Source organism: Stutzerimonas stutzeri, from assembly GCF_024448895.1.
Taxonomy (GTDB): Bacteria; Pseudomonadota; Gammaproteobacteria; order Pseudomonadales; family Pseudomonadaceae; genus Stutzerimonas; species Stutzerimonas stutzeri_Q.
On the sequence record NZ_JAMOIC010000011.1, the window covers coordinates 47,070 to 63,494 of the forward strand.

The 16,425-nt window shown below is 60.9% G+C and carries 7 protein-coding genes; 4 read left to right on the forward strand and 3 right to left on the reverse strand.

All coding sequences use genetic code 11. The annotated features are described in order from the left end of the window. Positions 1 to 55 precede the first annotated feature (55 nt). Complete coding sequence (gene pulA / locus NA619_RS14330) at positions 56 to 3,196, reverse strand: pullulanase-type alpha-1,6-glucosidase (protein WP_255962518.1); 3,141 nt, start codon at positions 3,194 to 3,196, stop codon at positions 56 to 58. Between the two features lie 360 nt (positions 3,197 to 3,556). After that, on the reverse strand, positions 3,557 to 4,027 hold the full coding sequence (locus tag NA619_RS14335; RefSeq protein WP_255962519.1) for a MaoC family dehydratase: 471 nt from the start codon (positions 4,025 to 4,027) through the stop codon (positions 3,557 to 3,559). Positions 4,028 to 4,298: 271 nt separating this feature from the next. Between NA619_RS14335 and fadD2 the strand changes: the two genes are divergently transcribed. Further along, complete coding sequence (gene fadD2, locus NA619_RS14340; protein ID WP_255962520.1) at positions 4,299 to 5,987, forward strand: long-chain-fatty-acid--CoA ligase FadD2; 1,689 nt, start codon at positions 4,299 to 4,301, stop codon at positions 5,985 to 5,987. Between the two features lie 223 nt (positions 5,988 to 6,210). Next, complete coding sequence (gene fadD1, locus NA619_RS14345; protein WP_255962521.1) at positions 6,211 to 7,899, forward strand: long-chain-fatty-acid--CoA ligase FadD1; 1,689 nt, start codon at positions 6,211 to 6,213, stop codon at positions 7,897 to 7,899. Between the two features lie 80 nt (positions 7,900 to 7,979). On the opposite strand, the gene NA619_RS14350 is transcribed toward fadD1, so the two are convergent. Further along, entirely contained in the window at positions 7,980 to 9,935 is a 1,956-nt protein-coding gene (locus NA619_RS14350; protein WP_255962522.1) for a methyl-accepting chemotaxis protein, read from the reverse strand. Positions 9,936 to 10,316: 381 nt separating this feature from the next. Here NA619_RS14350 and NA619_RS14355 point away from each other — a divergent pair, with 381 nt between their 5' ends. Both NA619_RS14355 and hrpA read left to right on the forward strand, forming a co-directional pair. Continuing rightward, entirely contained in the window at positions 10,317 to 11,921 is a 1,605-nt protein-coding gene (locus NA619_RS14355) for a M28 family metallopeptidase (RefSeq protein ID WP_255962523.1), read from the forward strand. 116 nt (positions 11,922 to 12,037) lie between these two features. Then, entirely contained in the window at positions 12,038 to 16,141 is a 4,104-nt protein-coding gene (hrpA, locus tag NA619_RS14360; protein ID WP_255962525.1) for an ATP-dependent RNA helicase HrpA, read from the forward strand. Positions 16,142 to 16,425 lie beyond the last annotated feature (284 nt).

Genomic DNA, 16,425 nt, shown 5'->3' on the forward strand with positions numbered 1-16,425 from the left:
ACAGAGCACGCAAGGCATTTGGGCGACTTAGGTCGCCCTTTTTTATGCCTGCAAATCAACGGCTGCGGTGCTGAGGTTGAATGAACACCGCGCTCGTATAGGGCGGTACTTCGAACTCGCCCTCGGCGATCCTCGATTGGCGGCTGGCCGGATCGCTCGAGCTTTGCAGGACCGGATGCAGTTGATAGCCACTACCGCCGGGCAGGCGAACACGCTCAGGTGACGCGTTGAGCACGACGGTCATGGCCTGATAGCGACGGTCCAGATCTCGACCGTCGCGCACTCCATCCGCAAGGCTGAAGGCAATTACCCCTGGCTGCTGTTGTGGGCCGGTGTTGTGAAATTGCAGGCGGCGTTGGACTTCACGCGCGCTGTCCAGCTGGAACAGCGGACTATCGCTGCGGATTTTCAGCAACTCGAGAAAGCGACGCTTCGCTGCGACGATATCGGGCGCGCTCGGCCTGGTGTTGGGGTTGGCGATGACCTGACGGATCAGCGGCCAGTTGTCGCCGTCCTTGTCCGCACGCGGTAAGCCCTTGTTCCAGTTGTTGTCCTGATAGGTGAAGTCCACCGCGTTGAACCAGTCACCGGAGTCATAGCTGTCACGTTGCATGGACTTCGAGCGAAGGATGTCGGAGCCGAGGTGGATGAACGGAACGCCTTGGCTGAACAGCGGAACGGAGAGCGCGACCAGTTGCAAGCGCACGCGGTCGGCCACCGTCAGACTGGCGGGCAACTTGTACTGATTGTTGTCCCAGAGCGTCTGATTATCGTGCTTGGAGACATAGTTGACGGTTTCTTGCGGGTCCAGCGTATATCCGGCCGGCTGGCCGTTGTAGTCGATCTCGCCTCCGCTACGAATGCTGCCGTCGGCGCTGACGAAGTTGAAGTCCCGCAGGCCGCCCGCAATGCCTACGCGAATCAGATCAGCCGCGTGCAGCAGCTTGGCCTTTTCCGGCGCGCCGGCTTCAGCGAGTTCATTCGGCAGGACCAATAGGCCATTGGCGAAACCCTGATTTCGACGAATGTTTTCGCCGCTGTCGAACGGGCTGCCACCGCGGACGGCATCGCGCTGGCGATCGTTGAACGTACCGATGCCGGTACCGGCCATGTTCACCTGGGTGGCATTGATGCCCCGTGCGTTGCCTGCGACTTCGCCGAAATCCCAACCTTCGCCATAGAAGTAAGTGTCACGGTCGATGCGGCGAACCGCGCGGTATGCCCTGAGCACGTTTTCGCGCATGTGATGGCCCATCAGATCGAAGCGAAAGCCTGCGATCTTGTAGTCGCGCGCCCAGACTTCCAGCGAGTCGACCATCAACTTGGTCATCATGCGGTGTTCGCTGGCCGTATTGTCGCAGCAGGTCGAGGTTTCCACCGCCCCGGTCGCGGGGTCGCGACGGTGGTAATAACCGGGCACCACCTTGTCGAGCACCGACTTATCGCCCAGCCCTGAAGCATTGGTGTGGTTGTAGACCACGTCCATTACCGTCGCCAGACCCTCGGCAGACAATGCCTGGACCATCTTGCGGAATTCGATGATGCGCTGGACGCCTTCAGCGTCGCTGGCATAACTGCCCTCCGGAACTGTGAAATGGAAAGGGTCGTAGCCCCAATTGAAACTGTCAGAGGCGCGCAGATCGTTGTAGAGCATTTGTGCCTGACCACTGGCTGGGTCGAAGCCCTGCAGCACCTGACGAATGCTTGCTGCGCCGCAGTATTGCGACCAGCGATCGCGCGTCCCGGCTGACGTTTCGCAGAGCTTGGCGAAAGGGTCATCGAGGTCGACCTGGCGCCTCGGGTCTTCATCGATGGTGGCGATGTCGAAAACCGGAAGGAGCTGCACATGCGTCAGGCCTGCCGCACGCAGATCCCGCAGGTGGCGCATGCCGTCGCTGTCGGGCTGCGTGAACGCGCCGTAGGTCCCGCGCAGATCAAGCGGAACGCTTTGATCGCTGGCGCTGAAGTCACGCAAATGGGTTTCATAGATAACGCTCGACTCCGGGCGTGGCGGCCGCGGCGGGCGAAGCGCGTCCCAGCCTGAAGGCTTTAGATCTCCGGCATCAAGGTCAACCACCTGGGCGTACTGGCTGTTGCGCGAGAGGCTCAGGGCGTAGGGGTCACTGACCATCGTGCTATCGATCTGGCCGGTGCTCGGGCGATAAGCGGTGACTTCGTACTGGTAGTACTGCCGATCCAGAGCGCGAGATCCGTCCAGACTCCATACGCCGAGTCGTTCGCGCATGGCTTTGGGATATCCGGGCAGAAGATTCTTCTTCGCGTCGAACACATGCAGACGTACCCGCTGCGCTGTTGGCGCCCAGAGTTTGAAGGACACGCCACGCTCATCCATTCGCGCACCGAGGGTGCCGTTGTAGGCGAACAGCATGTCCAGAATGCCTGCCGTCTGCACCTCGGTAGCATCGATCACCCGATCCTGTGCGTCGTAGGCAACAACCACCAACTGGCTCGTCACTGCACGGCGCAAATCCCTGGCGGCGGATTCGAGACGGAAGGCGGGCGCGTCCGCCAGATGGGGATGCTGGCGCCTAAGGCCTTCGCGTAGCGTCGCGGGGGTGAGGGCAAGTGGGGTGCCGCCGCTGACGGTACGTGCCCCGCCGTCGATTCGGATGCTGGCGTCGATTCGGATGCTGGCGTCGATCGAGTAGCGCAGTTCGACTCGCGCGGCGCCAGATGCGCCGCCATAAAGCGCCAGCGTGAACGGGTCTAGCCAATGTGCACGCGCGCCCTTGATTCCGATCGCTGCCCCGCTCAGCGGGGTGCTGGAGAGCTGCGCGTTACCACTAAGGGTGAAGGCGCGACGGCCCGTGTCATCCAGGTGCCATGTGAGGTCACCACCACCCAGGTCCTTCTCGTCGCCCTTGTGCATGATCAGGTTAAGGCAGCTGGCATCAGCGGTCAGCGGAATACGGTAGTAGACGCCATAGTCTGGGTCGGACCCGGCCGGCGCTAGCGGTTGGTCCCAGCCTGTTTCGCTTTGGCTCCCATTACAGTTGGGCGTATTCCACAGATGTGGTCCCCAGCCGGCGTACTCGCCATCGGCTCTCTTGTAGTAAAGCAAGGCTTCGTCGGGCCCGGGGTCCAACGGTGCCGCGGAAGCTGAGTGAATAGCCAGAGACAGGCTGCCGAGCATGAGCGCTGCCAGGTGCCGATATGCAGTCGAGCGTATGTGCATGGTGGAGGTCCCGATGTTGTTCTTGTTGTACTGCCTGCGGGATGGTCGGCGTCGGTCTCGACGAGCGCATCCTCCGCAATCGGTACTTTTCGGGGCGTAGGGAAGGGCCGTAGTAGCTTTCTGCTTGCAGTCAGTTCCATATCAGTGTCACGGAACGGCTCCTATCCTTTACTGCGAAGCGCATTTGAAGCCTATGGCTTTTCTGAAATGGCGAGCCGGTTCGCCTAAAACTCGTCACGGCAACGAGTAGCGCTGATATCCCGGGTTTGCCAGACGCATGCGCAAAAAAGGCGCCGGAGAGGCGCCTTTGGACGGCTGATTTCAAGCGTGGTGCTTTAAGGGGATCAGAAATGGGCTTGCTCAGCCAATGCTGACCGGCGGAAGAGCCTTGATCTCGACGGTCTGTGCCTTGCGTGGCGCAAGGATTTCGGCTTCGCCGTCGACAACCATCTCGTCGCGCTGGTTGTATACCTGGGTGGCAATGCGGACGCGAAATTTGGGAAGCTTTTCGAGAATCTCCAGGCGCACTGTCAAGGTATCGCCGAGCTTGACCGGCAGTACGAAACGCATCGTCTGCCCTATGTAGATTGTGCCGGGCCCGGGCAGCTCACAGGCGACGGCGGCGCTGATCAAGGCTCCGCTGAACATGCCATGGGCGATGCGCTCGCGGAAAATCGTCGAGGCGGCGAACTCGGCGTCCAGGTGGACCGGGTTGTGATCGCCCGACATGGCGGCGAACAGCTGTATATCGCGCTCTTCCACGGTCTTGCTATAGGTAGCTTTCTGCCCGACTTCGAGGTCGGCGTAGGGAGTGTTGCTCAGTGTGCTCATGCGTAAACCTCTGAATGCGGTAACAAACGAAAAAACTGTCGGGACAGCAATCGTGGATGTCTTGACGGATACGCCGTGGAGGGCGCTCGGGTGGCAGCATTCTAGAGGTCTGCGACGGTGATGTCGCGCGCTGGGCTGCTAACTGCAGTGGCCGTAGATTCACATCACTGATTACGCACGCCATGCTATTGCGCGGCACAGCGGAGCTGTTAAGTTCGCCACAGCCCGCCGCAAGTGGGCCAGACACTTTCAGGTAAAGAGGCCAATAACAATGCAACCTGACTTCTGGAACGACAAACGTCCCACCGGCGTGCCCAACGATGTGGATATGGGCGGCTTCCGCTCAGTGGTGGAAGTATTCGAGCGCTCCTGTAAAACCCACGCGAACCGTCCCGCCTTCAGCAACATGGGGGTGACGCTGACCTACGCGGATCTCGAGCGTTACTCGGCGGCCTTTGCGGCCTGGCTACAGAACCACACCGACTTGAAACCCGGGGATCGCATTGCGGTGCAGATGCCCAACCTGTTGCAGTACCCCATTGCCGTGTTCGGCGCCCTGCGCGCCGGGCTGATCGTAGTGAACACCAATCCGCTATACACCGCGCGGGAAATGCGTCATCAGTTCAAGGACTCCGGCGCGCGCGCACTGGTCTACCTCAATACGTTCGGCAAGCTGGTTCAGGAGGTGTTACCCGATACAGGGATCGAGGTCCTGATCGAGGCGCAGATTGGCGACATGCTGCCGTCTTTGAAGGGGCTGCTGGTCAACGCAGCCGTCAAGCATGTGAAAAAGATGGTGCCGGCCTACAACCTGCCGCAGGCGCTTTCGTTCAAGCATGTGTTGCGTGACGGCGGACGTCACAGTCTTAAACCTGCAACGCTCAGCCTGGACGACACCGCGGTGCTGCAGTACACCGGCGGCACGACCGGCGTGGCCAAGGGCGCGATGCTCACACACGGCAATCTGGTGGCGAACATGCAGCAGGTTCGCGCCAACATGCAGCAGCTGGACGAGAACGGCCAGACGATCATCAAGGAAGGTCAGGAGATCATGATCGCGCCGCTGCCGCTGTATCACATCTATGCGTTCACGGTTAACTGCATGTGCATGATGGTGACGGGCAACCACAACGTGCTGATCACCAATCCGCGAGACATCGACGGATTCGTCAAAGAGTTGCAGAAGTGGCAGTTCACTGCCTTCCTTGGGCTGAATACGCTGTTCGTCGCGCTCATGTCCCATCCCGAATTCAAGAAGATCAATTTCTCCTCGCTCAAGGGCACCAACTCAGGCGGTACCGCACTGGTTTCCGCCGTCGCCGAACGCTGGAAGGGCATGACTGGCGTGACCGTGACAGAAGGTTACGGGCTGACCGAAACGTCGCCTGTCGTCTGCGCCAATCCGCACGGGCCGAGCTCGCGTCTGGGCACTGTCGGGCTGCCGGTGCCAGGCACGACCCTGAAGGTCATTGACGACGAGGGCACCGAGCTGGCCGTAGGAGAGCGCGGCGAGCTCTGCGTCAAGGGCCCGCAGGTGATGAAGGGCTATTGGCAGCGCCCGGACGCCACGGCCGAGGTGCTGGATGCGGAGGGCTGGCTGAAAACCGGTGACATCGCCGTGATCGATGCGGATGGATTCGTGCGCATCGTCGATCGGAAGAAAGACCTGATCATCGTTTCGGGCTTCAACGTCTATCCCAATGAGATCGAAGACGTGGTCATGGCCCATCCAAAAGTCACAGCCTGTGCGGCCATTGGTGTTCCGGATGAGCGATCCGGGGAGGCGGTGAAGCTGTTTGTCGTGCGCAGCGATGACAGCCTGACCACCGATGAGCTGCAAGCCTATTGCCGTGAGAACTTCACCGGCTACAAGGTGCCCCGGCACTTCGTGTTCCGCGACTCGCTGCCCATGACGCCGGTAGGCAAGATCCTTCGACGTGAACTACGCGATCAAGCCTGATCGAGCGCCCAGCCAGTCATCGATTACACGATGAATAAAAAGTGACCGCAGTCAATTCTGCGGTCACTTTGTGCCTGCATGGCTCGGATGGGACACTGTTCGGCCACTTTCAAAGCTGCTAACCTCAAATCCGCATTTGGCCGGATATTCCGTACAAAAATTAACAAAACACAACAAAACAGCTGCTTTATGCAGTAAAGCTGTCGCTTAGGAGTGGGGTTTCATGACCGATAACTTCTGGAAGGATAAGTATCCTGTCGGGGTCAAGAGCGAGATCGATCCTGATGAGTACCAGAACATTCAGGCTGTGCTTAAACAGTCCTGTGAGCAATTCGCAGACAAGCCGGCCTTTAGTAATCTCGGCAAAACCCTGACCTACGGTGAGCTGTACACGCTTTCCGGTGAATTCGCAGCCTATCTTCAGCAGAACACCGATCTGCAGCCGGGCGATCGTATTGCGGTCCAGCTGCCGAACCTGATCCAGTACCCCGTCGTCGTGTTTGGTGCCATGCGTGCCGGCCTCATCGTGGTCAACACCAACCCGTTGTACACCTCGCGGGAGATGGAGCACCAGTTCAACGATTCCGGCGCCAAGGCGCTGGTGTGCCTGGCCAACATGGCGCATCTGGCCGAGACCGTGCTTCCCAAGACCGGCATCCGTCATGTGATCGTCACTGAAGTCGGCGACATGCTTCCGACTTTCAAGCGCATGCTGGTCAATGCCGTGGTCAAGCATGTGAAGAAGATGGTGCCGGCATACAACCTGCCGAAGGCCATCAAGTTCACTGATGCAATGTCCCTCGGACGAGGCAAGGCCCCCCGCGAAGCCAACCCGGGGAGCGACGATATAGCCGTGCTGCAGTACACCGGCGGCACGACCGGTGTCGCCAAGGGCGCTATGCTGACCCATCGCAACATCGTCGCCAACATGTTGCAGTGCCGCGCACTGATGGGCTCCGAGCTGGGCAATGGTTGCGAAACCATGGTCGCGCCGCTGCCGCTGTACCACATCTATGCTTTCACCTTTCACTGCATGACCATGATGCTGATCGGCGCCCATAACGTGCTGATCACCAATCCGCGTGACCTGCCGACGTTCGTCAAGGACCTTGGCAAGCATCGTTTCACCGGCTTCGTAGGGCTCAACACCCTCTTTGTGGCGCTGTGCAACAACGAAGACTTCCGCAAGCTCGACTTCTCGTCGCTGAAAGCCACTTTCTCCGGCGGTATGGCGCTGCAACTGGCGGCGGCTGAACGGTGGCAGCAAGTCACAGGGTGTGAGATCTGCGAGGGCTTCGGCATGACCGAAACCAGCCCGGTGGTTTCGGTCAATCCGTTCGGCGGTATCCAGATCGGCACCATCGGCATCCCGATGCCATCGACGCTGTGCAAAGTCATCGACGACGAAGGCAACGACTTGCCGATGGGTGCCATTGGCGAACTCTGCGTCAAGGGTCCGCAGGTGATGAAGGGCTACTGGCAGCGCCAGGACGCCACCGACGAGATTCTCAGTGCCGATGGCTGGCTGAAGACCGGTGACATCGGGATCATTCAGGAAGACGGCTACATGCGGATCGTCGACCGCAAGAAAGACATGATTCTGGTATCCGGTTTCAACGTCTATCCGAACGAGCTGGAAGACGTCCTCGCGACACTGCCGGGCGTGTTGCAGTGCGCTGCGATCGGTGTTCCAGACGAAAAGTCGGGCGAGGCAATCAAGCTGTTCGTGGTGGTCAAGCCCGGCGAAAGCGTGACCAAGGAACAGGTCATGCAGCACATGCATGACAACGTCACCGGCTACAAGCGACCCAAAACCGTCGAGTTCCGCGACACACTGCCTACCACCAACGTTGGCAAGATCCTGCGTCGCGAACTGCGTGATGAAGAACTGAAAAAACTCGGCCACAAGTAATCGATGCCGCATAAAAAACCCCGCCTTGGCGGGGTTTTTCGTTTCTGTGCAGGTGTCAAATCGACACTTCGCCAACTGGCTCAGCTGAAGTGATTGACCTCGCGCTCGAGTGCGTCAGCCAGGCTTTTCAGCTGCTGGGCCGTGTTGGCCAACTCGGCACCGGCCTTACGACGTGACTGGTTGTCCTGCGCTACGGCATGAAGATTCTGGCTCAAGACCGATGCCGTCGCGCTCTGCTCGCTGGTTGCGCGGGCAATGTCGGCAAACTGGTCGAGCGTCTGTGCCGTATGCGTCTGGATCTCGTCCAGGGTCGCTGCCACCGCGCCGTTAAGTGCGAGGCCGTCCTTCATCAGACGGTTGCCCTCGTCAATGGAGGCCATGGCGCGGTTGGTTTCGTCCTGAACCGAATGAATCACGTCGGTGATTTCCCGCGTGGCCTGGCTGGTACGAGCCGCCAGGCTGCGTACCTCGTCGGCCACCACGGCAAAGCCGCGGCCCTGTTCACCGGCGCGAGCCGCTTCGATTGCTGCGTTGAGTGCGAGAAGGTTGGTCTGCTCGGCGATGCTGCTGATTACACCTACGATTCCTCCAATCTGCTGCGAGCGCTCGCCCAACCCATTGATGACCTGCCCGGTAGACGCAAGCGACCCTGCGATCTGCTGCAATGCACCTTCGGCAGAACGCATGGATTCGGCGCCCTGGCGGGTCAAGGTGACGTTTTCCACGGTCAGCTGTTCGGTGCGGTGCATGCCGCTGGCAATCTCGCCGGCCGTTGCGCTGAACTGCTGCACGGCGCTGACCATGGTATCCAGCTGCGAGGCCTGGTCCGCTGAGCGCTGCTCGGTTCCGGTGGCCAGTCTGTTCAGTTGATCTGCGCGTTGAGTGACATCGGTGGACGACGTGCGCACCTTGGTAACGGTCCCGGACAGCGATTCCGCCATCTGATTGAAGGTTGTTGAGAGTGTCCCGATTTCATCCTGGCGCACGACGACGACACGAACCTTGAGGTTGCCTTCGCCGAAAGCGCGGGCCTGCTCGACCAGGCGTGCCAGCGGGCGCAGGCGGTGGCGTAATAGGCCGATAGTGGCAGCGACTGCCAGGATCAGTGCCAGCAGGCTGCCCAGAGCGAGCTGTGTCCCGACTCGCCAGATGAGCGCGTCGATCTCCTCCTGCGGAAGGGTGGCCGCGACCTGCATGCTTTCACCGGCTACCGGCGCTACGAGACTGAGGAAATCCTCGTTGCCGTCGGTCCAGGTCAACGGTTGGCTCGACTCAGCCTTGGCCAGTTGCGCATCAAGTTCATCGACGGCAACCGCGCCCGCCGGCTTCACCAGCCAGCCGGCGATGTCGTCACGGATGCCCAGCGAGCCGCTCTCGCCAATCCGAAACACTGACAGCGCCTGGAACTGGTTGCGTTGCTCGTCGGTGTAATCGAAACCGACGTACAGCACCGCAATGACCCGGCCGCCGGAATCACGCACCGGTGTGTACTGGTTCATGTACTGCCGGCCGAACAGGGTGGCTCGGCCGACATAGGGCTGGCCGTTGAGCAGCGGGGCGTACCCCGGATGCTTGCGGTCCAATAGCGTGCCAATGGCGCGTGAACCGTCTTCCTTTTTTACCGATGTGGTGACACGTACGAAATCATCGCCAGTACGAGCGAACACCGTCGCCGCGCCACCGGTCAGCGTGGTGAATTCATCGACCAGGGTGAAATCTCCGTTCAGGCGGTCCCCGTTCAGGAGCAGCGAAGGCGTGGTCCCGTCGGTTGCCGGATCCAGGGTCAGACCCGAGGCGAAGCGCCGCTCGAACAGCGTGGCCAGCCGCTGCGTGGTGGTCTTCAAGGACTGATGGAAGCTGGCGAGCTGACCGGCGAGCAGCTGCGCTTCGCTGGCCAGATGCTGACGATGGGCAAGTTCGGTCGACTGGGCCAACGAGCGCAGCGCAAACAGACTGCTTCCGGCAATGACGACTGCCAGAACCGCGGACAGGGCCAGGCCCAATTGCCCGGCGATGCCGGAACGGGGTGCAGACATTTCATGGACTCCTCGGCGGACGGTCGTCGTGCCGGTGTTTTATAGGGTTAACAGTGCACGCAAAGCGGCAAGGCTCATGGCGGTGGTATCGGCCGGCTTGGCCCGGTCTTGAGCGGACTAAGCCAAAGTGAGGAAGCGCTAGCGCGGCTAATGTCCATTGATCCACATCAAGCTTTCGGTTGGCTGTCAGAAGAAGGCTAAATGCCACTATTTCGTTATGGAACCGACCAACGGGCGGCACGTGCGGCCTTTTGCCTAGAACGGATCTGCAGGCGCACCGGTCTACCTGAGCATGGCCGCGTCCGCTTAATGCCGTAGGGGACGATGGCGCATGCCATTTTGCGGCCTGCCCATCAATCTCGTTGCAAGGATGAGTTACCCATGCAAAAGAAAAACAATGCACGTCGGGTAGTTGCTTCTTTCGCTTTACTGGCTTCCACCGCAGCCCTCGCGGCTCCAACCGCGGAGATCGCTGCGTTCGATGACTACTGGAGTCCCGACAAGCCCGACGCTCGGGTTTGTCGATCACCGCTGCTGGTTGGTTCGCCGCTCGGCCTGCCACGATGCATGCAGGCCAGCAACGTCATGACGCACCTGCAGAACCTGCAGGACATCGCTTCGCTCAATAACGGCAATCGTGCATCTGGACAACCCGGCTATCAGGCTTCGGTCGACTATGTGCGCAGGACGCTTGAGCGCGCCGGCTACCGGGTAAGGGTGCAGACGTTCCCCTTCCTGGCCTTCTACCCCGAAGGGCCTGGCTCGCTCGCCGCGGTTGCGCCCCAGGCGGTGCAATACACTTGGGAAGAGGACTTCACCTACGCCGATCAGACCGACCCCGGGACCGTTTCCGCCCCAGTCGTTCCGGTCGACCTTGCATTGGGACTCGGCAATACCTCCACCAGCGGCTGCGAACCCGGTGATTTTGCAGGCTTTCCAGCCGGCGCAATTGCCTTGATGCAGCGTGGCACCTGCCCATTTGGAGAGAAAGCCACCAATGCCGCAGCTGCAGGGGCGGCGGGCGCGATCATCTTCAATCAGGGCGACACCGAAGATCGCAAAGGCTTGCTGGTTGCCACCTTGGGTGAGGACTACGACGGCGGCATCCCTGTGCTGTTTTCCACCTACGACAACGGTGTGGAGTGGGCGGGTACCGCGGGCCTGCAGCTCAGTCTGAATGTTGACGTGGTTCGTGAGCGGACCGAGACCTTCAACGTCCTGGCTGAGACCCGCAGGGGCAATCCCGACAACGTGATCATGGTAGGCGCTCACCTGGACTCGGTGTTCGAGGGGGCGGGCATCAACGACAACGGCTCCGGCAGCGCTGCGCTGTTGGAAATGGCGACCCTGATGAGCAGGGCATACCCGCTGAACAAGGTCCGCTTCGCCTGGTGGGGTGCCGAGGAGTCCGGGCTGGTAGGTTCGACCTACTACGTCAACCAGTTGCCTGAGGAAGAGAAGCAGCAGATCAAGGCCTACCTGAACGTCGACATGATCGGTTCGCCGAATTACGCGAACTTCATCTATGACGGCGATGGCTCGGATTTCGGTTTGCAGGGCCCTCCGGGCTCCGGTGCCATCGAGCGTCTGTTCAGCTCCTACTTCCAGCTGCGCAACGCGCCGTCCGAAGGCACCGAGATCGACTTCCGCTCCGACTACGCCCAGTTCTTCGATGACGGCATCGCCTTTGGCGGGTTGTTCACCGGCGCGGAGGACATAAAGAGCGTTGAACAGGCCCAGCGCTACGGCGGTACGGCCGGGGAGGCGTTCGATCCGTGCTACCACTCCGAGTGCGACGACCTCACTAACATCTCCACCGAGGCACTGGAGCTGCACGGCGATGCGTTGGCGTTCACCACCAGCTGGCTGTCACTTTCGACCAAGATGATCGATGACGAGATAGCCGCAGCGGCCGAGCAGAGCATCGGTACCATGCGTATCCAGCAAGTCCAGGAGAAATCTCGCTGGGGCCATTGGATCCGTTAATCACCTGATTACCGCGCCGGTACGCCGGCGCGGTCCTTCCGCCAATCCCTTTCCTTACGGGCAGCCGGGCAAATCTGCGACAATCGCGCCCTTCACGAAATCGCTTACGGCTGTCCATGACCGACGCAACGCCCGCCTTTGACCAACTCCTGAAAAACCTCGACCAGGCAATGTACGCCGACCGCCATCGCCTGCGTCGCCAATTGCATGACCTGCGCAAGAAGGCCGGCGACGCGCCGATCGAGGACGAGCGTCTTGTGCAATGGCTCGAACGCTTCCAGGCCTCGGCCGCCAAGGTCGAGGCGCGGCGCCAGAGCGTACCCGTCATGCGTTACGACGACAGCCTGCCGATCGCCGCCAAGCGCGACGAGATCAAGGCCGCGCTGGAAAAGCATCAGGTGCTGGTAATCGCAGGCGAAACCGGCTCGGGCAAGACCACACAGCTGCCGAAGATCTGCCTGGAGATCGGCCGGGGCGTGCATGGCCTGATTGGTCATACCCAGCCGCGGCGGCTGGCTGCTCGTAGTGTCGCTACACGCGTGGCTGAAGAGGTCGGGACACCGCTGGGCGAGCTGGTGGGTTATCAGGTGCGTTTCGAGGATCAGAGCAAGGACAGCTCGCTGATCAAACTGATGACCGACGGCATCCTGCTGGCCGAAACCCAGCACGATCGGTTCCTGGAAAAGTACGACACCATCATTGTCGACGAGGCCCACGAACGCAGCCTCAACATCGACTTCCTGCTCGGCTATCTCAAGACGCTTCTGCCACGGCGCCCTGACCTGAAGGTGATCATCACTTCGGCGACCATCGACTTGGCGCGGTTTTCTGAACACTTCAACGGTGCGCCTATCGTCGAGGTATCCGGCCGGACCTTCCCGGTCGAAACCTGGTATCGCCCGTTGGCGGCGGAGTCCGATGAGGACGGTAACCGGGTCGAGGATGATCTGACCGTCGACCAGGGCATTCTGGCGTCGTTGGATGAAATCGATGCGCATGAAAAAAGCATCGGCCAGCGGCCGGGGGACGTGCTGGTATTCCTGCCGGGCGAACGGGAGATCCGTGACGCCGCGGAGGTGCTGCGCAAGGCCAACCTGCGTTTCACTGAGGTGCTGCCTCTATATGCGCGGCTAACGCCGGCCGACCAGCAGAAGATTTTCCGCCCCGCAGCCGGTCGCAAGATCGTGCTCGCCACCAACGTGGCCGAGACCTCGCTGACCGTGCCCGGTATTCGTTACGTGATCGATTCGGGCACCGCGCGCATCAGCCGTTACAGCTACCGCGCCAAGGTGCAACGTCTACCCATCGAAGCCGTGTCCCAGGCCAGCGCCAATCAGCGCAAGGGGCGTTGCGGACGGGTCGAGCCGGGCATCTGCATTCGGTTGTACAGCGAAGAAGATTTTTTTGGTCGGCCGGAATTCACTGATCCCGAAATCCTGCGTACCAATCTCGCTGCGGTCATCCTGCAGATGCTGCATCTGCGCCTGGGACAGATCGAGGATTTCCCCTTCATCGAGCCGCCGGATGGAAAAGCCATCAGTGACGGTTTCAACCTGCTGCAGGAGCTCTCGGCGGTCAATCGCGAGAACCAGCTGACACCCTTGGGCCGGCAGCTGGCGCGTCTGCCCATCGATCCGCGGTTGGGCCGCATGCTGCTCGAAGCGGTCCATCTGGGCAGCATGGCCGAGGTGCTAATCGTAGCCAGCGCGCTGTCGGTGCAGGATGTGCGCGAGCGCCCGGCAGACCGCCAGCAGCAGGCTGATCAGGCACACGCGCAATGGAAGGATCCGGATTCGGACTTCGCTGCGCTGATCAATCTCTGGCGCGGTTTCGAGGAGAAGCGCCAGGAGCTGGGCTCCAACCCCCTGCGCACCTGGTGTCGGAAGAACTTCCTCAACTACCTGCGTCTGCGCGAGTGGCGCGACGCGCATCGCCAGCTGACGCTTATCGTGCGGGAGTTGAAGCTCAACGATAACGCGCAGAACCGTAGGAGCCAGCTTGCTGGCGATCAGGCCATCGATGGGAAGGATCGCCAGCAAGCTGGCTCCGACAAGGATGACGGGGGGGCCCCTTCTGCCGATCAGCTAGCCCTGACCAAGGACAAGAAGGTCAACGTCAAACTGGCCCAGCAAGCCGATGCCAGCGAAGCCGCACAGAAGGCCAAGAGCTATGCGGCCGTGCACAAGGCGATTCTTGCCGGTCTGCTCAGTCAGGTCGGGCACAAAACCGAAGAGGGCGATTTTCTCGGTGCGCGGCAGCGGCGCTTCTGGGTGCATCCGTCCAGCGTCATCGGGCGCAAGAAGCCCAACTGGATCATGGCCGCAGAGCTGGTCGAAACCACCAAGCTGTTTGCGCGCATGGTGGCGAAGATCGAACCGGATTGGATCGAGCCGCTTGCCAAGCACCTGACCAAGACCAATTACATCGAGCCGCACTGGGAAAAGAAGCGTGGCCAGGTCGTGGCCTTCGAGCAGGTCACCCTTTACGGCATGATCGTGGTGGCGCGGCGCCCGGTGCATTTTGGCCCAATCGATCCATCGGTGGCGCGAGAGCTGTTCATTCGCGAGGGGCTGGTGCGAGGCGAGATGCTCAGCCGCGCCAAGGCGCTGACAGCCAACCGCGAGCTGCTGGAGCTGTTCGATGAGCTGGAAGCCAAGGCCCGTCGGCGTGACATCATTGCTGACGAGGACACGCTTTTCGCCTATTACGACGCCCGCGTGCCGCAGGACATCTACCAAACTGCCAGCTTCGAGAACTGGTACAAGCGCGAGAGCGCCAAGGATCCGCAGCTGCTGGTCATGCGCGACGAGGACGTGCTGGCGCGGGACGCCAGCGAGGTCACCGCCGCTCAGTACCCGGACCATTTGCGAATCGGCGAACTGCAACTGTCACTCGACTATCACTTCGAACCCAACCATCCGCGCGATGGTGTGACGCTGCGAGTACCGGCGCCGCTGCTGCCGCAACTGCGGGCCGAACGGCTCGACTGGCTGGTGCCGGGCTTGATCGAGGCCAAGGCCGTGGCACTGGTGCGCAACCTGCCCAAGGCAATCCGCAAGAACTTCGTGCCGGTGCCTGATTTCGTTAAAGCCGCGTTATCGAAGATCACCTTTGGTGAGGGCGCTCTGCCCGAGGCGCTAGGTCGCGAGCTGCTGCGCATGACCGGCGCGCGGGTGTCGGATGATGCCTGGGCAGAAGCTGCGACGGGGCTTGAGAGCCATCTGAAGATGAACATCGAGGTGGTCGACGCCCGGGGCAAGTTCCTGGGAGAAGGCCGGGATCTGGCCGAGCTGACGGCACGCTTCAATGAAGCCAGCCAGGCCGCGCTGGCGCCCCCGCAGCAGAAGGCTGAACAGAAACCGGTCGAGGCCAAGGGCTTTGCCCAGGTTGCCGAAAAGGCACAGGCGAAGATGGCGGGGCTTTCGATGACGGTCTATCCCGCACTGGTCGAGGAGGGCGGAGTGGTCAAGGAAGGCCGTTTCCCGACTCAGGCCGAAGCCGACTATCAGCATCGCCGCGCCCTGCAGCGCTTGTTGTTGCAGCAGCTGGCCGAACCCGCCAAATACCTGCGCAACAAACTGCCGGGTCTCACCGAGCTGGCGTTGCTGTACCGCGATATGGGCAAAATCGATGCCCTGGTCGAAGACATTCTGCTGGCCAGCCTGGACAGCTGCATCCTGGCTGATGAGCCGCAACTGCCTCGCGACGGTGCCGCTCTGGCGTCGCTGGCCGAACGTAAACGCGGGGACTGGGCTGCGCATGCCGAGCGTCTGGCTCGCCTGACGCTGGAAATTCTCAAGCACTGGCACGGCCTGCAAAAGCGCTTCAAAGGGAAGATCGATCTGGCTCAGGCAGTGGCGCTGAACGACATCAAGGCGCAACTGGGCAATCTGGTCTATCCCGGTTTTGTCCGCGAGACGCCAGCCGAATGGTTGAAGGAATTGCCGCGCTATCTGAAGGCAGTAGAGCAGCGTTTCGAGAAAATCGGTGCGCAGCTGCAGCGTGATCGCGTCTGGTCCGGTGAGCTGGCCGGGTATTGGGAGCAATTCCAGGCGCGGTTGAAAAAGCATCAACAGGAAGGGAAGCGTGATCCGGAGCTGGTCCGGTACCGCTGGATGCTGGAGGAATATCGCGTATCGCTCTGGGCTCAGCAGCTCGGGACGAAAATGGCAGCGTCGGACAAACGGCTGAACAAGCAATGGTCGGTAGTTGAGGCTTGAAGCCTCTGCAGTCAGGGCGCTCGGCTGTAGGACTGAGCGTGTACGGCCTTGATGGTGCAGCTGATCGGTTGGTCGAATAAATTCGACCCTACGGATGGGCGGGGTGCGCTGCTTATAGCGCCGGTGCGACACGGTCTATTCGGGCTGGCCGTGTGCGGGTTTAATCGCGCATGTGGTGGGTTTGTCGAATAAATTAGATCCTGCCGGTCGGCGGTGTGCCGCCTATAGCGCTGGTGCGACACGGCTGCCTGGGCTGGCCGTGTTCGGGTTTGATGGCACAGGTG